The organism is Cellulomonas sp. ES6, assembly GCF_030053835.1.
GTDB lineage: Bacteria > Actinomycetota > Actinomycetes > Actinomycetales > Cellulomonadaceae > Cellulomonas.
The window spans coordinates 150,918-175,822 of the sequence record NZ_CP125655.1; the positions used below are offsets into that span (position 1 = coordinate 150,918).

Below are 24,905 nucleotides of genomic sequence, written 5' to 3' on the forward strand. Positions count from 1 at the left end.
GCCACACTGTTGCCCGGGCCGATGACGTCCCAGCCCCCCAAGCTCTATCTGGCCCCCACGGGTCGTGAGGACGGTGCTGATGGCCGCGTCGCCACTGCGTCTCGGTGCTTCCCCCGCCGTGCCGCGTCCGGGTCTGTACGACCCGGCCGCCGAGCACGACGCGTGCGGGTTCGCGTTCGTCGCGACGCTGCGCGGCACCCCCGGCCGCGACATCGTGGACGCCGGGCTGACCGCGCTGCTCAACCTCGACCACCGCGGTGCGGTGGGCGCGGAGGAGAACAGCGGCGACGGCGCCGGCATCCTCACGCAGATCCCCGACGCGTTCCTGCGCGACGTCGTCGACGCCGAGCTGCCGCCCGCCGGCCGCTACGCGATCGGCATGGCGTACCTGCCGCAGGACGACGAGGAGCGGACCGTCGCGGTGCGCGCCGTCGAGGCGATCGCGGCGGAGGAGAAGCTCGACGTGCTCGCGTGGCGCGACGTGCAGGTGACGGCGGACCTCGTCGGCCCGACCGCCCGTGCCGCCATGCCGGTGTTCCGCCAGCTCGTCGTGGCGGACCCGTCGCGCGAGCTCGCGGGGATCGACCTGGACCGCCGGGCGTTCCGGCTCCGCAAGCGCGCCGAGCGCGAGCTGGGCGTGTACTTCGCGTCGCTGTCCGCCCGCACGCTCACCTACAAGGGCATGCTCACCACCGGGCAGCTCGAGCCGTTCTTCGCCGACCTGTCGGACCCGCGGTACGCCTCCGAGCTCGCGCTGGTCCACTCGCGGTTCTCCACCAACACGTTCCCGTCGTGGCCGCTGGCGCAGCCGTTCCGGATGGTCGCCCACAACGGCGAGATCAACACCGTGCGCGGCAACCGCAACTGGGTGGCCGCCCGCGAGGGGATGCTGCGCTCCGAGCTGCTGGGCGACCTGACGCCGCTGCTGCCCGTGTGCACGCCGGGCGGGTCGGACTCCGGCTCGTTCGACGAGGTGCTCGAGCTGCTGCACCTGGCCGGCCGGTCGCTGCCGCACGCGATCATGATGATGATCCCGGAGGCGTGGGAGAACCACGCCCAGATGGATCCCGCGCGCCGCGCGTTCTACGAGTACCACGCGAGCCTCATGGAGCCGTGGGACGGCCCGGCGGCGATGACGTTCACGGACGGCACGCTGATCGGCTCCGTGCAGGACCGCAACGGCCTGCGCCCGGGGCGGTTCTGGGTCACCGAGGACGGGCTCGTCGTCATGGCGTCGGAGGCCGGCGTCCTGGACCTCGACCCGGCGACGGTCGTGCGCAAGGGCCGGCTGGAGCCGGGGCGCATGTTCCTCGTCGACACCGGCCAGGGCCGGATCGTCGAGGACGAGGAGATCAAGGCCCAGCTCGCCGCCCAGCGCCCGTACGCCGAGTGGGTCCGCGAGAACTCCGTCTACCTGGAGCAGCTGCCGGAGCGGGAGCACATCGCGCACTCGTCGGCCTCCGTCCGCCGGCGCCAGCGCACGTTCGGGTACACGGAGGAGGAGCTGAAGATCCTCCTGACGCCCATGGGCGCCACGGGCGCCGAGCCGCTGGGCGCGATGGGCTCCGACACCCCCGTCGCGGTCCTGTCGCAGCGGCCGCGCATGCTGTTCGACTACTTCACGCAGATGTTCGCGCAGGTGACGAACCCGCCGCTGGACGCGATCCGCGAGGAGCTGGTGACCTCCATCGGCGGGGCGATCGGCCCGGAGCCGAACCTGCTCGAGGACACCCCGCTGCACGCCCGCAAGCTCGTGCTGCCGTTCCCGGTGCTCGACAACGACGGCCTGGCGAAGATCGTCAAGATCGACAAGGACCCGGCGATGGCCGGGATCTTCCGCGCGACGATCGTGCGCGGCCTGTACGCGGCGTCCGGCGGCGGCGAGGCGCTCGAGCAGCGCCTCGAGGAGATCTTCGCGGAGTGCGACCAGGCCATCGCCGACGGCGTGAGCTTCCTGGTGCTGTCCGACCGCGACTCCGACGCCGACCGCGCGCCGATCCCGTCGCTGCTGCTGCTGTCCGCGGTGCACCACCACCTGCTGCGCCGGCACACCCGCACCCAGGTGTCGCTCGTCGTCGAGGCCGGTGACGTCCGCGAGGTGCACCACGTCGCGCTGCTGATCGGCTACGGCGCGGCGGCGGTCAACCCGTACCTGGCCATGGAGTCCGTCGAGGACCTCGCGGCGAACGGCTACCTGCCGGGCGTGAGCCCCGAGCAGGCGGTGAAGAACCTCATCAAGGCGCTCGGCAAGGGCGTCCTGAAGGTCATGTCGAAGATGGGCATCTCGACCATCGCGTCCTACCGCGGGGCGCAGGTGTTCGAGGCGATCGGCCTGTCGCACGCGCTGGTCGACCGGTACTTCACCGGCACCACCAGCCGGCTCGGGGGCATCGGCCTGGACGTCATCGCGGCCGAGGTCGCCGCGCGGCACGCCGACGCGTACCCGGCGAACGGCAACCGGCTGGCCCACCGCCGGCTCGCGACCGGCGGCGAGTACCAGTGGCGCCGCGACGGCGAGGACCACCTGTTCGACCCGGAGACCGTGTTCCGGCTGCAGCACTCCACCCGCACGCGGCAGATGGACGTGTTCCGGTCGTACACCCACCGCGTGAACGAGCAGTCGCAGCGGCTCATGACGCTGCGCGGGCTGCTCGAGCTCAAGGACGGCGAGCGCCCCCCGGTCCCGGTCGACGAGGTCGAGCCGGTCAGCGAGATCGTCAAGCGGTTCAGCACGGGCGCGATGTCCTACGGCTCCATCTCGATGGAGGCCCACGAGACCCTCGCGATCGCGATGAACCGGCTCGGCGCCAAGTCGAACACCGGCGAGGGCGGCGAGGACCCGGAGCGCCTGCACGACCCGGAGCGCCGCTCCGCGATCAAGCAGATCGCGTCGGGCCGGTTCGGCGTGACGTCGGAGTACCTGACGTTCGCGGACGACATCCAGATCAAGCTCGCCCAGGGCGCCAAGCCGGGCGAGGGCGGCCAGCTGCCCGGCCCGAAGGTGTACCCGTGGGTCGCGCGGACCCGGCACTCGACGCCGGGCGTCGGCCTCATCTCGCCGCCGCCGCACCACGACATCTACTCGATCGAGGACCTGGCGCAGCTCATCCACGACGCCAAGAACGCGAACCCGCGGGCGCGGATCCACACCAAGCTCGTCAGCGAGTTCGGCGTCGGCACCGTGGCGGCGGGCGTGGCCAAGGCGCACTCCGACGTCGTGCTCATCTCGGGCCACGACGGCGGCACCGGCGCCTCGCCGCTGACGAGCCTCAAGCACGCCGGCACGCCCTGGGAGATCGGCCTGGCCGAGACCCAGCAGACGCTCGTGCTCAACAACCTGCGCGACCGGGTGGTCGTGCAGGTGGACGGCCAGCTCAAGACGGGCCGGGACGTCGTCATCGGTGCGCTGCTCGGCGCGGAGGAGTTCGGCTTCGCGACCGCGCCGCTCGTGGTCTCGGGCTGCATCATGATGCGCGTCTGCCACCAGGACACCTGCCCGGTGGGCGTCGCGACGCAGAACCCGGAGCTGCGCTCCCGGTTCACCGGCAAGCCGGAGTTCGTCGTCACGTTCTTCGAGTTCATCGCCCAGGAGGTCCGGGAGATCCTGGCCGGGCTCGGGTTCCGCAGCATCGAGGAGGCCGTCGGCCACGTCGAGCTGCTCGACACCCGCAAGGCCGTGGACCACTGGAAGGCGCAGGGCCTGGACCTCGCGCCCGTGCTCGCGCAGCCGGAGCCCGTCCCGGGGTCGTCGCTGCACCACGTGCACGACCAGGACCACGGCCTGGACCGCGCCCTGGACAACCAGTTCATCGCGATGGCGGGGCCGGCCCTGGAGGACGCCCGCCCGGTGCGCATCGAGCTGCCGGTGCGCAACGTCAACCGGACGGTCGGCACGATGCTCGGCCACGAGGTCACGCGGCGCTACGGCGGCGAGGGCCTGCCGGACGACACGATCGAGGTCGTGCTGACGGGCTCGGCGGGGCAGTCGTTCGGGGCGTTCCTGCCGCGCGGCATCACGCTGCGGCTCGAGGGCGACGCGAACGACTACGTCGGCAAGGGCCTGTCGGGCGGCCGGGTCGTCGTGCGGCCCGACCGCAACGCCGTCCTCAGCGGCGAGCACAACGTCATCGCCGGCAACGTCATCGGCTACGGCGCGACCTCGGGCGAGCTGTTCCTCCGCGGCGTGGTCGGCGAGCGGTTCGGCGTGCGGAACTCCGGCGCGACGCTGGTCGTCGAGGGCGTGGGGGACCACGGCTGCGAGTACATGACCGGCGGCACCGTCGTGGTGCTCGGACGGACGGGGCGCAACTTCGCGGCCGGCATGTCCGGCGGCACGGCGTACGTGCTGGACCTCAAGCCGGAGCGCGTCAACGTGCAGGGTGTCGCCTCGGGCGAGCTCGGCCTGGCGCCGCTCGACGACGAGGACGCGCAGGTCGTGCTGGCGCTGCTGCGGCGGCACGCGGACGAGACGGGCTCGCGGGTCGCGGCGGAGCTGCTCGCCGACTGGTCCGGCGACGGCGGCACGGCGCGCGCCCGGTTCACCCGGGTGCAGCCGACCGAGTACGCCCGCGTGCGCGCGGCACTGGCGAAGGCCGAGGCGGACGGGCTGGACCCGAGCGCCCCCGGCGTGTGGGAGGGCATCCTGGAGGTGGCACGTGGCTGACCCCCGTGGGTTTCTGAAGGTGCGGGAGCGCGAGCTGCCCGCCAACCGTCCGGTGCCCCTGCGGCTCATGGACTGGCGCGAGGTGCACGAGCACCGCAGCGTCGCCGACGACCCGCAGTCCGCGACCCTGCTGCACCGGCAGGCCGGGCGCTGCATGGACTGCGGCGTGCCGTTCTGCCACAACGGCTGCCCGCTCGGGAACCTCATCCCCGAGTGGAACGACCTGGTGTGGCGCGGCCAGTGGGGCGACGCGATCGAGCGCCTGCACGCGACGAACAACTTCCCGGAGTTCACGGGCCGGATCTGCCCGGCCCCGTGCGAGTCGGCGTGCGTGCTGGGGATCAACCAGCCCGCGGTGACGATCAAGAACATCGAGGTCTCGATCATCGACGAGGCCTTCGACCGCGGGCTCGTGCAGCCGCAGGTGCCGCAGCGCCTCTCCGGGCACACCGTCGCCGTCGTGGGCTCCGGCCCCGCCGGTCTGGCGGCCGCCCAGCAGTTGACGCGCGCCGGGCACACCGTGGCGGTGTACGAGCGGGACGACGCGATCGGCGGTCTGCTGCGGTACGGCGTGCCGGACTTCAAGCTCGAGAAGCGGCACATCGACCGCCGCCTCGAGCAGATGGCGGCGGAGGGCACCCGCTTCCGCCCGAACGTGGCGATCGGCCGCGACATCACCTGGGAGCAGCTGCGTGCCCGGTACGACGCCGTGGTGGTCGCCACCGGCGCGACCGTGCCGCGCGAGCTGCCGCTGCCGGGCCGCGAGCTGGCGGGCATCCACCCGGCGATGGAGTACCTGCACCGCTCGAACGCCCAGGTGGCGGGCAAGGCGGTGCCGGACCCGATCGACGCGCGCGGCAAGCACGTGGTGGTCATCGGCGGCGGCGACACCGGCTCCGACTGCGTCGGCACCGCGCTGCGGCAGGGTGCCGCGTCGGTCACGACCCTGGCGATCGGCAAGCAGCCCCCGGTGGAGCGCCCGGCGAACCAGCCGTGGCCGACCGACCCGGTGCTGTTCGAGGTGTCGTCCTCGCACGAGGAGGGCGGCGAGCGCGCGTACCTGGCGTCGACCGTGGCGTTCGTCGGCGACGACGAGGGCCGGGTCACGCACCTGCGGCTCGCGACGACCGAGTACCTGCCCGACGGCCGCCGCGTCCCCACCCCGGGAACGGAGCGCGACGTGCCGGCGGACCTGGTGCTCATCGCCATGGGCTTCACGGGCCCGGAGACGCAGGAGCTCGTCGAGCAGGCCGGCGTCGACCTCACCGCGCGCGGCACGGTGGCGCGCACGGACGACTTCGCGACGTCCGTGCCCGGCGTGTTCGTGGCCGGCGACGCGGGCCGCGGCCAGTCGCTCATCGTGTGGGCGATCGCCGAGGGCCGCGCGGCCGCCGCGGCGGTCGACACCTACCTCGGCGGGTCGACCGAGCTGCCCGCGCCGGTGACGGCGGGGACGGTCGCGCTGCGCGCCTGAGACGGTGCCGACGGTGCCCGGGCGGGGCGACCCGCCCGGGCACCGTCGTGTCCGGGCCGCGCGTGCGCGTGCGGCGGTCGCGCCGGCGTCGCGGTCGTGCCCGCGGCGACCCGCCGCGTCCGTGATGCGGGACGGCACGGTCCACGGGTCGGGCCGGGAGGCGGGACGTTCGGTCCAGTCCGGGGCCCGCGCGGAGCCGTAGGTTCGGGCACCATGGCCGACCCCCGGGGCTTCCTCGCCCACCGCTCGCGCGAGCTGCCCGCGAACCGTCCCGTGGCGCTGCGGCTCCTGGACTGGCGCGAGGTCCACGCGCACCGCGCCGGCCACCCGGAGGACCTGGAGCGGCTGCACCGGCAGTCGTCGCGGTGCATGGACTGCGGCGTCCCGTTCTGCCACCACGCGTGCCCGCTCGGCAACCTCATGCCGGAGTGGAACGACCTGGTGTGGCGGGGCCAGTGGGGCGACGCCGTCGAGCGGATGCACGCGACGAACAGCTTCCCGGAGATCACCGGGCGGGTGTGCCCGGCGCTGTGCGAGGCGTCCTGCGTGCTGGGCCTCAACCAGGAGGCGGTGACGATCCGCGAGATCGAGCTGGCGATCGCCGAGGAGGGCTTCGCTCGCGGGCTCGTGGAGCCGCAGGTGCCGCAGTGGCTCACCGGCCAGACCGTGGCCGTCGTCGGCTCCGGCCCCGCCGGCCTGGCCGCGGCGCAGCAGCTCACGCGCGCCGGGCACACGGTGGCGGTGTACGAGCGCGCGGACGCGCCCGGCGGCCTGCTGCGGTACGGCATCCCCGAGTACAAGCTCGAGAAGGCCGTGCTGGACCGGCGCATCGCCCAGATGACCGCCGAGGGGACCCGGTTCCGGTGCGGCGTCGAGGTCGGCGCCGACGTCTCCGGCGAGGAGCTGCGGGACCGGTACGACGCCGTGCTGCTGTGCGTCGGGTCCACCGTCCCGCGCGACCTGCCGGTACCGGGGCGCGACCTGGCCGGCGTGCTGCCCGCGATGGACTACCTGGTGCCCGCCAACCGGGCCGCGGTCGGCCTGCCCGCGCCCGGCCAGGTGCTCGCGACCGGGCTCGACGTGGTGGTCGTGGGCGGCGGCGACACCGGCGCGGACTGCCTCGGCACGGCGCTGCGCCAGGGCGCCCGGTCGGTCACGCAGCTCGAGATCATGCCGGCCCCGCCCGCCGAGCGGTCGCCCGAGCAGCCGTGGCCGCTGTGGCCGGTGCTGTTCAAGGTGTCGTCGGCGCACGAGGAGGGCGGCGAGCGGGAGTTCGCCGCCGCGACCACGGCGCTGCTCGGGGACGACGCCGGGCACGTGCGGGCGCTGCGTCTCGCCGAGGTCCGCCTCGAGGACGGCCGCCCGGTGCCCGTGCCCGGCACGGAGCGGGAGGTCCCGGCCCAGCTGGTGCTGCTCGCCCTCGGCTTCACCGGGCCGGAGCAGGGGCCGCTCCTGGAGCAGCTCGGCCTCGCGACCGGCCCGCGGGGGACGGTCGAGCGCCGCGACGACTTCAGGACCAAGGTCCCGGGTGTCTACGTCGCCGGTGACGCAGGCCGCGGGCAGTCCCTCGTGGTGTGGGCCGTGGCTGAGGGCCGTGCCGCTGCGGCGGCCGTAGACTCCTACCTGTCCGGCAGTACCGCGCTGCCCGCTCCGGTGACCGCGAGCACGGCTGCGATGCGGCCGTGACCCACCACCCGCGTACGTCCGGGCCGCTCCGTGCCCAGCAGGACGTTCGGTCCGAACCGCCATCCACGAAAGGCCTAGGCTTTCCCCATGCGTAGAGCGAAGATCGTCTGCACCATCGGCCCCGCCACGGAGTCCGCCGAGCAGATCCAGGCCCTGGTGGACGCCGGCATGGACGTCGCGCGGCTGAACCGCAGCCACGGCGACACCGAGGTGCACAAGCGCGTGTACGACAACGTGCGCGCCGCCGCGAAGGCGTCGGGCCGGTCGGTGGCCGTCCTGGTCGACCTGCAGGGCCCGAAGATCCGCCTCGGCCGCTTCGTCGAGGGCAAGCACGAGCTCGCCGAGGGTGACGTCTTCACGATCACCACCGAGGACGTGCCGGGCACCAAGGAGCTCGTCTCCACGACCCACAAGGGCCTCGCGGACGACGCCCGCGTCGGCGACCCGCTGCTCATCGACGACGGCCGCGTGCTGGTGCGCGTCACCGCCGTCGAGGGCCCGCGCGTGGTCACCCGCGTCGAGGTCGGCGGCCCGGTCTCCAACAACAAGGGCATCAACCTGCCGGGCGTTGCCGTCTCCGTCCCCGCGATGAGCGAGAAGGACGAGGAGGACCTGCGCTGGGCCCTGCGCACCGGCGCCGACATCATCGCCCTGTCCTTCGTCCGCAACGCCGCCGACTACGACGACGTGCGCCGGATCATGGAGGAGGAGGGCCGGGTCGTCCCGGTCATCGCCAAGGTCGAGAAGCCGCAGGCCGTCGAGAACCTGGCCGAGATCGTCGACGCGTTCGACGGCATCATGGTCGCCCGCGGCGACCTCGGCGTGGAGCTCCCGCTGGAGCAGGTCCCGCTGGTCCAGAAGCGCGCCGTCGAGCTGGCCCGCCGCAACGCCAAGCCGGTCATCGTCGCCACGCAGGTGCTCGAGTCGATGACGAACAACCCGCGCCCGACGCGTGCCGAGACCTCGGACTGCGCCAACGCGGTGCTCGACGGCGCGGACGCGGTCATGCTGTCCGGCGAGACCAGCGTCGGCGAGTACCCGATCGAGACGGTCCGCACCATGGCCCGGATCATCGAGGCGACCGAGGAGCTCGGCCGGGAGCGCATCGCCCCGCTCGGCTCGACCCCGCACACCCGCGGTGGCGCGATCACCCGCGCGGCGGCCGAGATCGGCGAGACGCTCGGCGTGAAGTACCTCGTCACGTTCACGCAGTCCGGTGACTCGGCGCGCCGCATGTCGCGCCTGCGCTCGCCGATCCCGCTGCTCGCCTTCACCCCGAAGGCCGCGGTGCGCAACATCCTGTCGCTGAGCTGGGGCGTGCAGACCTACGAGGTCCCGCAGGTCGAGCACACCGACGCGATGGTGCAGCAGGTCGAGTCCACCCTGCGCGCCCAGGGCCTGGCCGAGGTCGGCGACTACGTCGTCGTCGTCGCCGGCACCCCGGTCGGCGTCGTCGGGTCGACCAACACGGTCGTCGTGCACAAGATCGGCGACGAGGCCGCGGGCCGCATCGCCTGACGTCACCGTCGCACCCGCCGAGGGCCCCGCAGCCGCGTGCTGCGGGGCCCTCGGCGCGTCCGGGCCCCGGCGAGGGCCGATCAGGGCCGCGCTGCCATGAGGCGCTCGGCGACCGCGGCGACCTCCTGCGGCGTGCCGACGATCTCGAAGTGCGTCTCGTCGGGCCGGTCGAAGTCGCCACCCCACGCCACCACCGGCGCGAACTCGGCGAGGATGTCCCGCACCGTGGCGACCTGGGCCTCGGTGAACGTGCCGGACTCGCCCTCCGGGTGCGCCGTCGCGTTGAAGTCGACCGCCGTGCCCGAGGCGTGGTTGGACAGCGGGTCGCCGTCCTCGCGCTGCTCCGCGGCCGCCCAGCCCCACGAGGTCGCGCGGTCGATCGGCTCCACCTCGTCGTTGAAGCGGTCCGCCACGTGGATGAGGACGACGTCGACGTCGCCGGCGCGCACGCGTCCCGTGACCCAGGCGAACGGCGTCAGCCGGCGGTCGTGCGCCTCGCCGATCGCGGGCCAGCCGTTGGCCGTCGTCGGGCCGGTCCCGAGGACCGGCGGGCGACCGAGCACCCGGACGCCGACGGCCGCACCGGCCAGGAGCGCCAACGCGATCCCGGCGACCGCGAGCACCACGCCCGGCCCGCGCCGGGGGTCGGGGACGTGGCGTGCCCGGCGCCGGGCGGGCGCGCGCGGCGAGGGTGAGGGCGGCGGCGGTGCCGCACCGGCGGAGGTCGCGGTGACGGGGGACGAGGGCACGGGCGCTCCGGGGGCTGGTCGCGGGTGGCGTGGCCGGCCGCGTCACGGGCGCCGTCGGGGCGGTCGGGCGCGTGCGGCCGCCTCCATCGTGCTCGGCGGGCGGGGGTGGACGGGGTCCACCTGCCACGCCGGTGGCAGGCCGCAGCGGCGCACGGGAGCCCGGGACCGACGGCCCTGGTGGGACGCCCCGCCGGCTGGTGGAGTGGCGGGCATGACACGTGCGCGGCGGGTGCTGGCCGGGATCGGGGTCGTCGCGGGGGCCGCGGTCGTGCGGCACCGGGCGCTCCACTGGGGTGCGACGCAGGTCGAGCGCGCCGTGGACCTCCCGGGCGACGGCCTGCTCGTGCGGTCCGACCTCACCGCGACGCGGGCGATCACCGTCGCCGCGCCGCCCGGGCGCGTGTGGCCGTGGCTGGTGCAGCTCGGCTGGGGGCGTGGCGGCTTCTACTCCTACGACGCGCTCGAGAACCTCATCGGGCTCGGCATCCACTCGGCGGAGCGTGTGGAGCCGCAGTGGCAGGGCCTCGCCGTGGGCGACGCGGTGCACCTCGCGCCGCAGGTGGGGCTCGAGGTGCGCGTGCTCGAGCCCGAGCGCGCCCTGGTGCTCGCCGGCACCGCGCCGCAGGGCGGTCCCGCCGCGGTGCCCTACGACTTCACGTGGGCGTTCGTGCTCCGGCCCGGGCCCGAGGCCGGCACGACGCGCCTGGTCGTGCGCGAGCGGTACCTCTGCCGCACACCCGCGGCCCGGCCGCTGGTCGAGGTGGTGTCGGTGCTCAGCACCGTGATGTCCGAGCGGATGCTGCGGGGCGTCCGCGACCGCGCGGAGCGTGCCGCGTAGCGCGGTCGGCCACCACGGCATAGCGTCGGGAGGACGGGACCGGCGCCCGGGTGCACGGGTCCCGCGGGACGGACGGACGACGGGAGCGGGCGTGGACGGGATCGGGGTGCTGACCGACGGGTTCGGCCGGATCGGCGGGCTGGTGCACGGCGTGCTGGACGGCCTGGGGGAGCAGGAGCTCACCGCCCGCCTCGGCCCGGAGGCCAACACGATCGCCTGGCTGGTGTGGCACCTGGCACGCGTGGAGGACGCCCAGGTCGCCGACCTCGCCGGGACCGAGCAGGTCTGGCACGCGCAGGGCTTCGCCGACCGGTTCGCGCTGCCGTTCGACCGCGGTGCCACCGGGTACGGGCAGTCGCCGGACGAGGTCGCGCAGGTGCGCGCGGACGCGTCGCTGCTGGGGGAGTACGCCGACGCGACGCGCGCCGCGACCGACGCCTACCTGGCGACCCTCGAGGACGCCGACCTCGCCCGCGTGGTCGACGAGCGCTGGGACCCGCCGGTGACGGTCGGCGTCCGGCTCGTCAGCGTCCTGGGGGACGTGCTCGAGCACGCCGGGCAGGCGGCGTACGTGCGCGGCGTCGTCACCGGGCGCTGACCGCCGCGCGCCCCGAGCACCCGCACCGACCCCGCCGACCCGTGCGCGTCGAGCCCGTCAGCCCCGAGGTCGTCGTCCGGCGCCTCACCGACCGCGTCGACGCCGACCTGGCGGGTGCGGCGCCCGGACGGCGGTGGCGGGTCGTCCTCGACGGCGCACCGCCCACCCTCCCGGGTGACCTGGCGGAGGCGCTGGTCGACCCGTTGCGGGCCCGCGGGCACGCGGTGGTCGTCGTGGCGGCGGCCGACTTCCTCCGTCCCGCCGGGGTCCGCCTCGAGCAGGGCCGCACGGACCCGGACGCGCTGCTCGACGACGCGCTCGACGACGCCGCGCTGGTCCGGGAGGTGCTGCACCCGCTCGGCCCGGACGGCGACGGGACCTACCTGCCCGCGCTGCGCGACGCCGCCCGCGACCGCTCGGCGCGCGCCCGGCGCACCGCGGCCCCCGCGGGATCGGTGCTGCTGCTGCACGGCGGCCTGCTGCTCGGGCGGCGGCTGCCGGCCGACCTGACCGTGCACCTCGCCGTCCGTCCCGCCACCCTGGCCCGGCTGACACCGCCGCAGGACGCGTGGCGCCTGGCCGCGGAGGAGCGGTACCGCACGGAGGCGGACCCGGAGGGCACCGCGGACGTGGTCGTGCGCGTCGACGACCCGAGGCGGCCCGGCTGGGTCGTCGAGCGCTGAGCGGCGCCGGGGCCGGAGGTCCGTGGCAGCGCTCGTCCCGCGGGTGCATCCTGGGTGCGGGAGGCGAGGACGATGGCGGCGACGACGAGGTCGGCGGAGTACGACGCGTTCGGGCCCTGGGTCGACCGGGTCCGCGGACTCCAGGACGTGCCGCGGCTCTACCGCGACCACCCGCTCGACCTGGCGGCCAGCAGGCTGGTGCTCAAGGTCCCGCGCGACATCGCCCGGCGCGACGCGACGCCCGACATGGACCTCTACGACCACCTGCTCGTCCTCGGTCCCGACCGCTTCACCGCGCTGAGCCGCCGCGAGGGCGCGCGCTACGACGTGCGGGAGGTGCCGTACGCCGGCGTCGCCGCGGTCCGCACCAGCGTCGACCTGCTCGACGGCCGGCTCACCGTGCACGCGCTGACCGGGAGCCCGGTGCAGGTGCGGTTCAGCGGCTCCTCGGCGGACGTCGTCGGCGGCTTCGTCGACCTGCTGCGGCTGCTCGCCTGGCCGGCCGGCGCCGGCGGGGCGGACGCGGAAGCGCCGGCGCCGGGCGGTCCGGTGGACGACCACGGGCGCGTGCTGTCCCGCCGGGCGCTGGGCGACCGCGAGATCGGCCTCGTCGGCGCGTACCGGGAGGTCGCGGACCGCGAGCCCCGCCTCCGCACGCTCGCGGCGCACCCGCGGCGCGTCGTCACGCCGGCGTCCGGCGCGAGCCGCCTGCTGCACCTGCTGCACCCCATGACCGTCCAGGGCGCGGTCATCTGCTCCGACGGCCGCGAGCTCCAGGTGTTCGGCCGCGCGGCGTGGCTGGTCCGCGGCCGCACCCCGGTGCACTCCGAGTCGCGCCTGGTCCTGCCGGTCGCGCGCCTGACCGCCGTGCAGGAGCTCAGGCACCCGCGCTACCCGGACGTCACGGTCGTGGTGCTGCGCGCCGGCAACACCGAGATCGAGCTGCCGGTCCCGTCGGACTCCGACGCGCGGCGGGTGCTCACCGGCCTGGCACCGGGGGCGTGAGGGAGAGGCGTCCCGGGAGCGCCCGACCCCGGCCGGGCGCCGTCGAGCGCCCTGCTACCTCTTGGTGACGGTCACGTCGACGGTGTCACCGACGTCCTTGCCGAGCGCCCGGCGGACCTTCGCGCTGAGCGAGATCATGTGCGCGCCCGTCCCGGTGACCATGGCCCCGACGTCGTCCAGGACGACGTCGTCGACCGTCGCGTCGACCCTGACGGTCCTGCCGGTCCCGAAGAACTCAGCGGATCCCGGGATCTCGACGCAGCTCCACACGTCCCCCTTGATCTCGACGCCGATCGACGTCCGGAAGCTCAGCTTCTCCGTGGTCACGCGCCGAGCCTATGCGGCCTCCGCGCGACCCGCCCTCCGCGGTGGCCCACCGGAGGCCGCCGCGGTCGTCGCGCCCGGCCGGGGTCGCGACCGAGCCGGGGGGGCGTGACCTGCACCCGGGGACGACGAGAGCCCCAGGTCTGTGACCTGGGGCTCTGCGTGGTGGGCGATACTGGGATCGAACCAGTGACCTCTTCCGTGTCAGGGAAGCGCGCTACCGCTGCGCCAATCGCCCGGGCGATACGAGGTGGAGATGGGATTCGAACCCACGTATACGGCTTTGCAGGCCGCTGCCTCGCCTCTCGGCCACTCCACCCTGAGACCTCAGTCCTCAGCGACCGAGGTGGTCGGCCGGGAGTGTCTGCCTCCGAGCGGACGACGGGATTCGAACCCGCGACCCTCACCTTGGCAAGGTGATGCTCTACCACTGAGCCACGTCCGCGCGCCACGTTCCACCGGTTCTCACCGGCTTTCCGGGTGCGTCGAGAACTTTAGCCCAGTCCGGACGCGAGAGTCCAACCGGCCCCCGGCACCCCCGGAGTTCCGCACGATCACGCGGGTCGCCCGGCGTGTCGGCCGGCGCGGACGTGCGCCGGGGGAGTCGCGGGGCGGCGGCTGGCTACCGTGAGCCCGTGTCCCGCGACTCCCGTGCCGCTCGCCGCCGCCCCGTCCGCCGGCCGGACGGGGCCGCGGGCGGCGTGGCGTGGTTCGGCGGGCGGGTGCTGCACGACGCGGTCGAGCACGTGCCGGACGTGGCCGCCGAGCCGGACCGCCTCCGGGCGCCGGGGCACTGGGTGCTGGTCGGGGAGTTCGAGGGGCGGGTCGCGGCCTGGCGGTTCGCGTCGTCGCGACCTGGTGCCGTCGACGACGACGACGGCACGGGGTGGCACGGCCCCGGCCCCGGGAGCTGGCGGTCGTCGCTGTCCCGGCAGGGGTACGTCGACGGCGTCGGGGCGGTGCGGTCCGCGATCCGGGAGGGGACGGTCTACCAGGCCAACCTCTGCCGGGTGCTGAGCGCCCCGCTGCCCGCCGGTCCGGGCGGCGCCGAGCCCGACGCGCGCGCCCTGGGCGCCCTGCTCGCGGCGGGCAACCCCGCGCCGTACGCGGGCGGCGTCCACGTCCCGGCGGGGGCGGCGGTGCCGCCGGTGTGGGTGGTCACCGCGTCGCCGGAGCTCTTCCTGCGGGTCGCGGACGGCTGGGTGACGTCCGCGCCGATCAAGGGCACCGCGCCGGAGCCGGAGGGCCTGACCGCCAAGGACCACGCCGAGAACGTGATGATCACCGACCTGGTGCGCAACGACCTCCAGCGGGTGTGCGAGCCGGGGACGGTCGAGGTCACGACGCTGCTGGGCGTCGAGCGGCACCCGGGCCTCGCCCACCTCGTCTCGACGGTGCGCGGCCGTCTCCGCGCGGACGTGCTGGGCGGTCCGCTCTGGGGCGACCTGCTGGGGGCGACGTTCCCGCCCGGCTCGGTGTCCGGGGCGCCGAAGCGGGCGGCGCTCGACCTGCTGGCGTCCCTCGAGCCCGTGCCCCGCGGGGTGTACTGCGGCGCGGTCGGCCTGGTCGACATCGCGGAGGACGGCGCCGTGGCCGGCGAGCTGGCCGTCGGGATCCGGACGTTCGCGTGGCGGGACGGCATGCTGCGGTTCGGGACCGGTGCGGGCATCACGTGGGGGAGCGACGCCGAGGCCGAGTGGGCGGAGACGGAGCTCAAGGCGCGGCGGCTCGTCGCGCTGGCGTCGGGCGCGGGGGACGCGGCCCCGGTGCGAGACTGACCGGCGTGGTGACGGCGACGACGGTGCTGTGGGCGGACGGGCGGCTCCGCGACCCGGCCGAGCCCGTGCTGCCCGGCACCGACGCCGGGTTCACGACCGGGCTCGGGGTGTTCGAGACCTGCGCGGTGCGGTCGGGGCGCGCGTTCGCCCTGAGCCGGCACCTGGCGCGGCTCGCCGCCTCGCTGCGGGCGCTGGACCTGCCGCCCGTCCCGGAGCAGGACGTGCGCGAGGCCGTCACGGCCGTCCTCGGCGCGGGGGGTCCGGAGGTGGGCCGGCTCCGGGTCACCGTGGGCGCGGGCGTCCCGTCCAGGCGCCCCTCGCTCGTGGTCGCCGCCGGCCCGGCGCCCGTCCGCGGTCCCGCGCACGTGGTGCGCTCGCGCTGGGTGCGCAACGAGCGCTCGCCGCTCGCGGGGCACAAGTCGACGTCGTACGCCGCGGACGTGCTCGCTCTGGCCGCGGCGACGGCGGCCGGGGGGAACGAGGCGCTGCTGGCCAACACGCGCGGTGAGCTCTGCGAGGGGACCGGCTCCAACGTGTTCGTCGAGCGCGACGGGGAGCTGCTGACCCCCGCGACGGCGTCCGGGTGCCTGCCCGGCGTGACGCGGGCGCTGGTCCTGGAGTGGGCTGAGGAGGCCGGCCTGCCGGTGCGGGAGGCCCACGAGGGCGAGCTGCCGTGGTCCGTCGTGGAGGACCTGCGCCGCGCAGGGGCCGGGATGGCGCTGAGCGGGTCGCTGCGCGGGTTCGCGGCGGTGGCCGTCGTGGAGGGCACGGAGGTGGCCGCGGGTCCGCTGACGGAGCGGGTGGCCGCGCTCGTCGCCGAGCGGTCGGCGTCGGACCTCGACCCCTGACCGGGTGGAGCCGGCCGGTGTCAGGCGGTGAGGAGCGCGGCGATCAGCGCCGCGATCTCGCCCTCCATGCGGTCGCTCTCGGCGCCCAGGGCGACGAGCTGCTCCGTGGCGGTGAGGAAGCGCTCGAGCGGCTCCGACGGGGCGGCGAGCAGCGCGCTGCCCTCGACGCCCGTCAGGGAGATGAGCGTGAACAGCGGGTCCTCGTCGCGCCAGACCTGCACGTCGCCGCTGCCCGCGGGGTCGTCGGCGTCGGCGAGCATGCCCTGGAGCAGCAGCTCGCGGCCGAGCAGCCACACGGAGGTGGACTGCGGGCTCGTGAACACGGCGCGCACCGTGTAGGGGTCGCTCACGCGGTACGACAGCTCCGCGGTCACCGGCAGGACGCTGGCGTCGGAGCTGATGAGCTGCATGGCGACGGACTCGACGACGTCGTACGAGCGCTGGGCCACCGCATCCTCCTTCACCACACGTCTGACGTGGAGACCATGATGGCAGCCACGGTGGCCCGCGCCGAGACGTGGACGCGAGTTTCACCCGGTGGGACTGCTCAGCGACGCGTCGGGGCTGCCGAGAACGGTCCCCGCACGGGTGCCCGGCGGGCTCGATCCCGCCGGTGGAGCGGGATCCCCGGGGGTCGCGCCGCCGGTTTCGTCTCCCGGCCGCGGGTCGGGTAGAGTTGTCGACCGCCGGGCGATTGGCGCAGTGGTAGCGCGCTTCGTTCACACCGAAGAGGTCACTGGTTCGAACCCAGTATCGCCCACCGGCTCACGGCCCCCGGTCCCTGCGGACCGGGGGCCGTCCGCGTCCCCGGGCCCTGCGTCCCGGAGGTGTCGTGACCGGTCGGTAGCATCGACCCGGACCCCGTGCGCCAGGCGCGGGCCGACCGGAGGAGACATCTCAGTGTCCGAGCTCATCAGCCTCACCGTCGACGGCACCCGCACCACCGCCGAGACGGGGACGACGGGCACGGACCTGTTCGCCGACCGCCGCGACGTCGTCGTGGCCCGCGTCGACGGCGAGCTCTGGGACCTGTCCCGGCCGCTGCCCGACGGCGCCGTCGTCGAGGGCGTCACCATCGGCTCGCCGGACGGCCTGGCGGTGCTCCGCCACTCCGCGGCGCACGTGCTGGCGCAGGCCGTCCAGGAGGTCAACCCGAAGGCGCGCCTGGGCATCGGCCCGCCCGTCACCGACGGCTTCTACTACGACTTCGACGTCGAGACCCCGTTCACCCCGGAGGACCTCAAGGCCCTCGAGAAGGTGATGAGCCGCATCGTGCGCGAGGGGCAGACCTTCCGGCGCGTCGAGGTGACGGACGACCAGGCGCGCGAGCTCGCCGCCGACGAGCCGTACAAGCTCGAGCTCATCGGCCTGAAGTCGACGGCCGACACCGCGGGCGAGGGCGCGTCGGTGGAGGTGGGCTCCGGCGGGCTGACCTACTACCAGAACGTGCGCGGCGCGGGCCGGGAGTCGGAGACGGTCGTGTGGCAGGACCTCTGCCGCGGCCCCCACCTGCCCAGCACCAGGCTCATCGGCAACGGGTTCCAGCTCACCCGCTCCGCGGCGGCGTACTGGCGCGGCTCGGAGAAGAACCCGCAGCTCCAGCGCATCTACGGCACCGCGTGGCCGACCAAGGACGAGCTCAAGGCGTACCTGGACCGGGTTGCGGAGGCCGAGCGCCGCGACCACCGGCGCCTGGGCGCCGAGCTGGACCTGTTCTCGTTCCCGGACGAGATCGGCTCGGGGCTCGCGGTGTTCCACCCCAAGGGCGGCATCATCCGCATGGAGATGGAGGAGTACTCGCGTCGCAAGCACGTCGAGGCGGGCTACTCGTTCGTCAACTCCCCGCACATCACCAAGGGCAAGCTGTTCGAGACCAGCCGGCACCTCGACTGGTACGCGGACGGCATGTACCCGCCGATGAAGCTCGACACCGAGTACCACGAGGACGGCACGGTCAAGCGCGAGGGCCAGGACTACTACCTCAAGCCCATGAACTGCCCGATGCACAACCTGGTGTTCGGCGCGCGCGGCCGCTCCTACCGCGAGCTCCCGCTGCGGCTGTTCGAGTTCGGCACGGTGTACCGGTACGAGAAGTCGGGCGTCGTGCACGGCCTGACGCGCGCCCGGGGGTTCACCCAGGACGACGCGCACATCTACACGACCCGCGAGCAGATGCGTGACGAGCTCGCCTCGCTGCTCGGGTTCGTGCTCGACCTGCTGCGCGACTACGGCCTGGACGACTTCTACCTCGAGCTCTCGACGCGGGACCCGGAGAAGTCCGTCGGTGACGACGCGACCTGGGACGAGGCGACCGAGACGCTGCGCGAGGTCGCGACCGGGTCGGGCCTGCAGCTCGTCGACGACCCGGGCGGCGCCGCGTTCTACGGGCCGAAGATCTCGGTCCAGGCCAAGGACGCGATCGGCCGGACGTGGCAGCTGTCGACGATCCAGCTGGACTTCTTCGAGCCGGAGCTCTTCGAGCTCGAGTACACGGCGGCCGACGGCACCCGGCAGCGGCCCGTGATGATCCACCGCGCGCTGTTCGGCTCGATCGAGCGGTTCTTCGCGATCCTCGTCGAGCACTACGCGGGCGCGTTCCCGGCCTGGCTCGCGCCGGTCCAGGTGCTCGCCGTGCCGGTCGCCGAGCCGTTCGAGCCGTACCTGGACGAGGTGGTGGCCCGGCTGCGCGCCCAGGGCATCCGCGCCGAGCTCGACCGCTCCAGCGACCGGTTCGGCAAGAAGATCCGCAACGCCAGCACGCAGAAGATCCCGTTCGTGCTCATCGCCGGCGGCGAGGACGCGGAGGCCGGCGCGGTGTCGTTCCGGTACCGCGACGGCCGCCAGGAGAACGGCGTGCCCGTGGCGGACGCGATCGAGCGCATCGTGGCGGCCGTGCGCGAGCACGCGCAGGTCTGAGCGGATGGTCCAGGACGCGCCGGACGGCGTGCCCGGCGACGCGGTGGTGCAGGACGACACCGCGCTCGCCGGGGTGCCGGACGGCTTCGGGCGGCTCTGGGTCCCGCACCGCATGGCGTACATCGGCGGGGAGAACAAGCCGGCCGACGCGTCGGCGGGTGACGGCTGCCCGTTCTGCCGGGCACCGACGCTGAGCGACGAGGACGGCCTGGTCGTCGCGCGCGGCCGGACGGCGTACGTGCTGCTGAACCTCTACCCGTACAACGGCGGCCACGTGCTGGTCGCCCCGTACCGGCACGTCGCGGACTACACCGACCTCACCGGGGACGAGGTGGCCGAGGTCGCCGAGCTCACCCGCACCGCGATGCAGGTGCTCCGCGCCGTCAGCGCCCCGCACGGGTTCAACCTCGGCATGAACCAGGGTGACGTCGCGGGGGCCGGCATCGCCGCGCACCTGCACCAGCACGTCGTGCCCCGGTGGCCGGGCGACGCGAACTTCCTGCCCGTGATCGGCCGGACGCGCGCCCTGCCCGAGCTGCTGTCCGACACCCGCGCGCGGCTCGCCGCCGCGTGGCCGCCCGCGCCCGCCGGGGACCCGGCCGGCGCCCAGAGAGGATGACCCGCCTGTGCTGAACGGACTGCGGGGAGCCATGACGCGGCTCTTCACGCCGGTGGCCGACGCCCTGCTCAAGCGGGGGGTGTCCCCGGACGCCGTCACGGTCACCGGCACCGTGGCCGTGGTCGCGGCCGCGCTGTGGCTGTACCCGACCGGGCACTTCCTGGCGGCGAGCCTCGTCATCGCGTTCTTCGCGCTGACCGACTCGCTCGACGGCGTCATGGCGCGCCGCGCCGGGCGGTCCGGCCCGTGGGGCGCGTTCCTCGACTCGACGCTGGACCGGTTCGGCGACGCGGCGATCTTCTCCGGCCTCGTGCTGTGGTTCGCGGGGGAGGGCGACTCCCGCTGGGGCCTGGCCGCCGCCCTCGCGTGCCTCGTGACGGGGTCCGTCGTGCCGTACGCCCGGGCGCGCGCCGAGGGCCTCGGGATGACGGCGGCCGTCGGCATCGCGGAGCGCGCGGACCGGCTCGCGACCGTGCTGGTCGCGACCGCGCTGGTCGGCGTCGGCCTGCCGCAGGTGGTCCTGGAGGTCGCGCTGACCCTGCTGGCGGTCGCGGCGCTCGTGACGGTGGTGCAGCGGATGGTGACGGTCCGGCGGCAGGCGGGGGCGGCGGCGTGAGCGCGCCGGCGGACGAGCCGCGGGGCCGGTTCGACGTCGCACGGGTGTTCGCGCTCGGCTGGCGCGTCGTCGGCAAGGTGCCCGACCCGGTGGTGCGGGGCCTGTTCCGCCTCGTCGCCGACGTCGCGTGGGTGCTGCGGGGCAGCGGGGTCCGCCAGCTCGAGGCGAACCTGCGCCGCGTGCGGCCGGACGCCCGGCCCGACGAGCTGCGTCGCCTCACCCTGCTCGGCATGCGCTCGTACATGCGCTACTACGGCGAGGCGTTCGCGCTGGTCGGCGCCACGCAGGACCAGATCGCCGCGCGCGTGCGCCTGGTGGACCCCGGCGAGGTGGTCGGCGAGATCCGGCGTGGCCGCATGGTCGTCATGGCGCTGGGGCACCTGGGCAACTGGGACCTCGCGGGCGCGTGGGCGACGACGCACCTGGGCCGGACGGTGACGGTCGCGGAGCGGCTCGAGCCCGAGGCCCTGTTCCAGGAGTTCCTGCGCTTCCGCGAGGGCATCGGGCTGGAGATCATCCCGCTGTCCGGGGCCGGCGGCGGGGTGTTCCGCGAGCTGGTGCGCGCCGTCAAGCAGGGCCCCGGCGGGCTCGTGCCGCTGCTCGCCGACCGCGACCTGACGGCGCGCGGCGTGGAGGTCGACCTGTTCGGCGAGCGCGCCCGCGTCGCCGCCGGGCCGGCGGCGCTGGCGGTGGCCACCGGCGCCCCGCTGTGCGCCGCCTCGATCACCTACGAGCGGCTGCACGGCGAGCGGCGGCGCCGGGCGGGCACCGCCTGGGGCGTGGTCATCGAGTTCGGCCGGATGCTGACGGTGCCCGAGGACGTGCCGCGCGCCCAGCGGGTCGCCGTCCTCACGCAGGCCTGGGTGGACGACCTGGAGGCCGGCATCGGGCGGGCGCCGCAGGACTGGCACATGCTGCAGAAGGTCTTCGTCGCCGACCTCGACCCCGAGCGGTACGCCCGCACCCGCGCCGCCGCGGGGGAGACGACGGGGGAGGCCGCACCGTGACGCCCGCCGCCGGCCGGCCGCTGCGGATCGGCATCGTCTGCCCGTACTCGTTCGACGTCCCGGGCGGCGTGCAGTTCCACGTCCGGGACCTCGCGGAGGCGCTCATCGCCCGCGGTCACAGCGTGGGCGTCCTCGCGCCCGCGGACGACGACACCCCGATCCCGCCGTACATGACGTCGGCCGGCAAGGCGGTCCCGGTCCGCTACAACGGCGCCGTCGCCCGCCTGACGTTCGGTCCGCTCACGGCGGCGCGCGTCCGGCGCTGGCTCGAGGCCGGGCAGTTCGACGTGCTGCACCTGCACGAGCCCGTGACCCCGTCGCTCAGCATGCTGGCGCTGTGGATCGCCGACGGCCCCGTCGTCGCGACCTTCCACTCCTCGCTCGTGCGCTCCCGGTCGCTGCAGCTCGCGTACCCGCTGGTGCGGCAGTCGCTCGAGAAGATCAGCGCCCGGATCGCGGTGTCCGAGGACGCGCGCCGCACCCTCGTCGAGCACCTCGGCGGCGACGCCGTGGTGATCCCCAACGGCGTCTACGTGGACGCGTTCGCCCGGGCGGGCACGGACCCGCGCTGGGTCGGCACCCCCGAGAGGCCGACCGTGGTGTTCCTCGGCCGCCTGGACGAGTCCCGCAAGGGCCTGCCGGTGCTGCTCGACGCGGTCCCGGCGGTCCGGCGGGCGTTCCCCGGGGTCCGGTTCCTGGTCGCCGGCCGCGGCGAGACCGGCCCCGAGGAGGCGCGCGAGCTGCTCGGGGACGACGCGGAGGCCGTCGAGTTCCTGGGCGGCGTCAGCGACGAGGACAAGGCGCGTCTCCTGGCGTCGGCCGACGTCTACTGCGCGCCCCAGACCGGCGGCGAGTCGTTCGGGATCGTGCTCGTGGAGGCGATGAGCGCCGGCACGGCGGTCGTGGCCTCGGACCTCGGGGCGTTCCGCCGGGTGCTCGACGACGGCCGGGCCGGCGTGCTGTTCCGCACCGGCGACTCCGCGGACCTCGCCCGCACGCTCGGTGACCTGCTGGCCGACCCGGACCGTCGCGCACGCGTCGCGGCGGCGGGGGAGGCGGCCGTCGGCCGGTACGACTGGTCGTCGGTCACCCACGAGGTGCTGACGGTGTACGAGATGGCGGTGGAGGGCAGCGAGGCGCCCGTCGGCGAGGACCCGACGTCCCGCCGCGGCGCGCGGCTCGACGTGCTGCGCCGGCGGAGGGGTGACGAGTGAGCTGGTCCGAGACGGCCGTCCTGGTGGTGGCCGTGGTGCTGCTGGTGGTCTGGTGGTCGTGGGTGGCCGCGTCCCGGATCGACCGGCTGCACCGCAAGGTCGCGGCGTCGCGCGCCGTCGTCGACACGCAGCTGCTCCGGCGTGCCTCCGCGGCGTCCACGCTCGCCGCGTCCGGCGTGCTCGACCCCGTGAGCAGCGTGCTCGTGGGCGAGGCGTCGTGGGCGTCCATCACCGCGGGCGACGCGCAGACGCAGGGCATGGCGCGCCTGCCGGCCGAGCTGCGCGGCACGGCCCGTGCGGGCACCGGCAGCCCCGACGTCGCCGACCGGGGCCTGGTGGAGAGCGAGCTGTCCGCGACGCTGCGCGAGGCCCTCGCCGACCCGCAGGAGGTCGCGGAGCTGCGCGAGGAGCCGGGCGCGGCCGAGCTGCTCGCCGCGCTGGCCGACGCCTGGTACCGCGTGCAGCTCGCCCGGCGCTTCCACAACGAGGCCGTCGCCCAGGCGCAGCGCATGCGCCGCGGCTGGGCGGTCCGCACGCTGCGGCTCGCCGGGCGCGCGCCCATGCCGCAGACGCTCGAGCTCGACGACGCGTGGCCGCCGGCGCTGGGCCGGCCGGGAGCGCCGCCCGCCGCACCCTGAGCCGGTCGCCCGCCCCGGGGCAGCGGGCCGCCGGTCGCCACCGGCCGCCCGGGCGCACGGGCGGCGACACCGTCCTCCGAGGCGCGGACGGCACCGCGACGGCCCCTCCGCCGCGACTACGATGACCGAGGAACCCATCCCCCTCCCGAACTGCGAGGCCACCGTGACCAGCGACACCACCCCCTCCGCCCCCGCCGACGCGCCCGCGGTCGGCACCGCCCGCGTCAAGCGCGGCATGGCGGAGATGCTCAAGGGCGGCGTGATCATGGACGTCGTCACCCCGGAGCAGGCGAAGATCGCCGAGGACGCCGGCGCGGTGGCCGTCATGGCGCTGGAGCGCGTGCCCGCCGACATCCGCGCCCAGGGCGGCGTCGCCCGCATGAGCGACCCCGACCTGGTCGACGGCATCGTCAACGCGGTGTCCATCCCCGTGATGGCCAAGGCCCGCATCGGCCACTTCGTCGAGGCGCAGGTGCTCCAGGCGCTCGGCGTCGACTACGTGGACGAGTCGGAGGTGCTGACCCCGGCCGACTACGCGCACCACATCGACAAGTGGCAGTTCACCGTGCCGTTCGTGTGCGGCGCCACCAACCTCGGCGAGGCGCTGCGGCGCATCACCGAGGGCGCGGCGATGATCCGCTCCAAGGGCGAGGCCGGCACCGGCGACGTGTCGAACGCCACGACGCACATGCGGACCATCCGCGACGAGATCCGCCGCCTGTCCTCGCTGCCGGAGGACGAGCTGTTCCTCGCCGCCAAGGAGCTCCAGGCGCCGTACGACCTGGTGGTCGAGGTCGCCCGGGCCGGCAAGCTGCCGGTCGTGCTGTTCACGGCGGGCGGCATCGCGACCCCCGCGGACGCGGCGATGATGCGCCAGCTCGGCGCCGAGGGCGTGTTCGTCGGATCCGGCATCTTCAAGTCGGGCAACCCGGCTCAGCGCGCCGCGGCGATCGTCAAGGCGACGACGTTCTACGACGACCCCGACGTGATCGCCAAGGTCTCGCGCGGCCTGGGTGAGGCGATGGTCGGCATCAACGTCGACGACGTGCCGGTGCCGCACCGTCTGGCCGAGCGCGGCTGGTGACCGGACCGCTGCCGTCCGACGGCCCGTCGACCCCCGCGGGGGCCGGCGGGCCGTCGCCGTCCGCGACCGCGTCGGCGCTCGGTGCCGACTGGGTGCTGGGGGAGGACGGCCTGCGGTTCCGGCGGGCCGCCCGCGTGCTGCTGCTCGACGCGGACGACCGGTTGCTGCTGGTGCGCGGGCACGACGCCGACCAGCCGGAGCGGTCCTGGTGGTTCACGGTCGGCGGGGGCATCGACCCGGGGGAGGACGAGAGGGCCGCAGCGCTGCGGGAGCTGCGCGAGGAGACCGGGCTGCTGCTGGACGACGGGGCGCTGGTGGGGCCGGTGCTGACGCGGTCCGCGGTGTTCGACTTCTACGCCGAGCGGTGCCGCCAGGACGAGGTGTTCTTCCTGGCGCGCGTCGGGTCGGCGCTCGACACCGGGGCGATCGACCGGGCGGGGTGGACGGACGTCGAGCTCGACCTGCTGGACGAGATGCGGTGGTGGCACCTGGACGACCTGGCCGCGGAGAGCCGCGAGGTGTTCCCCGAGGGGCTGCCGGACCTCGTGCGGCCGCTGCTCGGCGGGTGGGACGGGACCGTGCGCCACCTCGGCCTCCAGCGCGACGACTGATTTCCGTACCGGGGGGTAACTTCGGGGGTCGCGGTT

At 75.0% G+C, this 24,905-nt stretch carries 21 protein-coding genes and 4 tRNA genes; 19 read left to right on the top strand and 6 right to left on the bottom strand.

The window, feature by feature from the left end; all coding sequences use genetic code 11:
- The first annotated feature begins 79 nt into the window (after positions 1-79).
- From gltB to pyk, 4 genes are all read left to right on the top strand, one after another.
- On the top strand, positions 80-4,663 hold the full coding sequence (gene gltB / locus P9841_RS00670; RefSeq protein WP_283320214.1) for a glutamate synthase large subunit: 4,584 nt from the start codon (positions 80-82) through the stop codon (positions 4,661-4,663).
- Positions 4,656-6,137 carry a glutamate synthase subunit beta gene (locus P9841_RS00675; RefSeq protein WP_283320215.1) on the top strand — a complete coding sequence of 494 codons (1,482 nt, stop codon included), beginning with the start codon at positions 4,656-4,658 and terminating at the stop codon, positions 6,135-6,137. Before gltB ends, P9841_RS00675 begins: the two co-directional genes overlap by 8 nt.
- Positions 6,138-6,350: 213 nt before the next feature.
- Positions 6,351-7,823, top strand: a complete 1,473-nt coding sequence (locus tag P9841_RS00680) for a glutamate synthase subunit beta (RefSeq protein WP_283320216.1) — start codon at positions 6,351-6,353, stop codon at positions 7,821-7,823.
- Positions 7,824-7,910: 87 nt separating this feature from the next.
- A complete protein-coding gene (gene pyk, locus P9841_RS00685) occupies positions 7,911-9,341 on the top strand; it encodes a pyruvate kinase (protein ID WP_283320217.1) in 1,431 nt (476 codons plus the stop codon).
- 80 nt (positions 9,342-9,421) lie between these two features.
- Here pyk and P9841_RS00690 read toward each other — a convergent pair whose 3' ends face one another.
- Complete coding sequence (locus P9841_RS00690) at positions 9,422-10,090, bottom strand: M15 family metallopeptidase (RefSeq protein ID WP_283320218.1); 669 nt, start codon at positions 10,088-10,090, stop codon at positions 9,422-9,424.
- 211 nt (positions 10,091-10,301) lie between these two features.
- On the opposite strand from P9841_RS00690, the gene P9841_RS00695 reads away from it, so the two are divergent.
- The 4 genes from P9841_RS00695 to P9841_RS00710 all read left to right on the top strand — a co-directional run bounded on the left by P9841_RS00695 (position 10,302) and on the right by P9841_RS00710 (position 13,214).
- Positions 10,302-10,928, top strand: coding sequence for an SRPBCC family protein (locus P9841_RS00695; protein ID WP_283320219.1), 627 nt, complete (start codon positions 10,302-10,304; stop codon positions 10,926-10,928).
- A gap of 91 nt (positions 10,929-11,019) precedes the next feature.
- Entirely contained in the window at positions 11,020-11,526 is a 507-nt protein-coding gene (locus P9841_RS00700; RefSeq protein ID WP_283320220.1) for a mycothiol transferase, read from the top strand.
- Between the two features lie 41 nt (positions 11,527-11,567).
- Positions 11,568-12,209, top strand: a complete 642-nt coding sequence (locus P9841_RS00705; protein ID WP_283320221.1) for a nucleoside/nucleotide kinase family protein — start codon at positions 11,568-11,570, stop codon at positions 12,207-12,209.
- A gap of 72 nt (positions 12,210-12,281) precedes the next feature.
- Positions 12,282-13,214, top strand: a complete 933-nt coding sequence (locus P9841_RS00710) for a hypothetical protein (protein ID WP_283320222.1) — start codon at positions 12,282-12,284, stop codon at positions 13,212-13,214.
- A gap of 54 nt (positions 13,215-13,268) precedes the next feature.
- Here P9841_RS00710 and P9841_RS00715 read toward each other — a convergent pair whose 3' ends face one another.
- The 4 genes from P9841_RS00715 to P9841_RS00730 form a co-directional block, all read right to left on the bottom strand.
- A complete protein-coding gene (locus tag P9841_RS00715) occupies positions 13,269-13,541 on the bottom strand; it encodes a DUF1905 domain-containing protein (RefSeq protein ID WP_283320223.1) in 273 nt (90 codons plus the stop codon).
- Positions 13,542-13,701: 160 nt separating this feature from the next.
- Positions 13,702-13,776, bottom strand: a tRNA-Val gene (locus P9841_RS00720).
- A 10-nt stretch (positions 13,777-13,786) separates the two neighbouring features.
- A tRNA-Cys gene (locus tag P9841_RS00725) sits at positions 13,787-13,857 on the bottom strand.
- A 54-nt stretch (positions 13,858-13,911) separates the two neighbouring features.
- Positions 13,912-13,983 (bottom strand) — tRNA-Gly (locus tag P9841_RS00730).
- Positions 13,984-14,173: 190 nt separating this feature from the next.
- Here P9841_RS00730 and P9841_RS00735 point away from each other — a divergent pair.
- Together P9841_RS00735 and P9841_RS00740 are read left to right on the top strand one after the other, a co-directional pair.
- Entirely contained in the window at positions 14,174-15,316 is a 1,143-nt protein-coding gene (locus P9841_RS00735) for a chorismate-binding protein (RefSeq protein WP_502848173.1), read from the top strand.
- A 5-nt stretch (positions 15,317-15,321) separates the two neighbouring features.
- Positions 15,322-16,164: an aminotransferase class IV gene (locus P9841_RS00740; RefSeq protein ID WP_283320224.1), complete on the top strand. Its 843-nt coding sequence runs from the start codon at positions 15,322-15,324 to the stop codon at positions 16,162-16,164.
- A 20-nt stretch (positions 16,165-16,184) separates the two neighbouring features.
- On the opposite strand, the gene P9841_RS00745 is transcribed toward P9841_RS00740, so the two are convergent.
- Positions 16,185-16,613 carry an SsgA family sporulation/cell division regulator gene (locus P9841_RS00745; protein WP_283320225.1) on the bottom strand — a complete coding sequence of 143 codons (429 nt, stop codon included), beginning with the start codon at positions 16,611-16,613 and terminating at the stop codon, positions 16,185-16,187.
- Between the two features lie 239 nt (positions 16,614-16,852).
- Here P9841_RS00745 and P9841_RS00750 point away from each other — a divergent pair.
- From P9841_RS00750 to P9841_RS00790, 9 genes are all read left to right on the top strand, one after another.
- Positions 16,853-16,924 (top strand) — tRNA-Val (locus P9841_RS00750).
- Positions 16,925-17,064: 140 nt separating this feature from the next.
- Positions 17,065-19,080: a threonine--tRNA ligase gene (thrS, locus tag P9841_RS00755; RefSeq protein ID WP_283320226.1), complete on the top strand. Its 2,016-nt coding sequence runs from the start codon at positions 17,065-17,067 to the stop codon at positions 19,078-19,080.
- A 4-nt stretch (positions 19,081-19,084) separates the two neighbouring features.
- Entirely contained in the window at positions 19,085-19,699 is a 615-nt protein-coding gene (locus P9841_RS00760; protein WP_283320227.1) for an HIT family protein, read from the top strand.
- 7 nt (positions 19,700-19,706) lie between these two features.
- Positions 19,707-20,315 carry a phosphatidylinositol phosphate synthase gene (gene pgsA, locus P9841_RS00765; protein WP_283320228.1) on the top strand — a complete coding sequence of 203 codons (609 nt, stop codon included), beginning with the start codon at positions 19,707-19,709 and terminating at the stop codon, positions 20,313-20,315.
- Positions 20,312-21,322 (top strand): phosphatidylinositol mannoside acyltransferase, encoded by a 1,011-nt coding sequence (locus P9841_RS00770; RefSeq protein ID WP_283320229.1) that lies wholly within the window; start codon positions 20,312-20,314, stop codon positions 21,320-21,322. The genes pgsA and P9841_RS00770 overlap by 4 nt, the downstream gene beginning before the upstream one ends.
- 20 nt (positions 21,323-21,342) lie before the next feature.
- Positions 21,343-22,536, top strand: coding sequence for a glycosyltransferase family 4 protein (locus P9841_RS00775; RefSeq protein WP_283322039.1), 1,194 nt, complete (start codon positions 21,343-21,345; stop codon positions 22,534-22,536).
- A complete protein-coding gene (locus P9841_RS00780; protein WP_283320230.1) occupies positions 22,533-23,174 on the top strand; it encodes a hypothetical protein in 642 nt (213 codons plus the stop codon). The genes P9841_RS00775 and P9841_RS00780 overlap by 4 nt, the downstream gene beginning before the upstream one ends.
- A 121-nt stretch (positions 23,175-23,295) precedes the next feature.
- Positions 23,296-24,258 (top strand): pyridoxal 5'-phosphate synthase lyase subunit PdxS, encoded by a 963-nt coding sequence (gene pdxS, locus P9841_RS00785; RefSeq protein WP_283320231.1) that lies wholly within the window; start codon positions 23,296-23,298, stop codon positions 24,256-24,258.
- A complete protein-coding gene (locus tag P9841_RS00790) occupies positions 24,255-24,869 on the top strand; it encodes an NUDIX hydrolase (protein WP_502848178.1) in 615 nt (204 codons plus the stop codon). The genes pdxS and P9841_RS00790 overlap by 4 nt, the downstream gene beginning before the upstream one ends.
- The last annotated feature ends 36 nt before the right edge of the window (positions 24,870-24,905 follow it).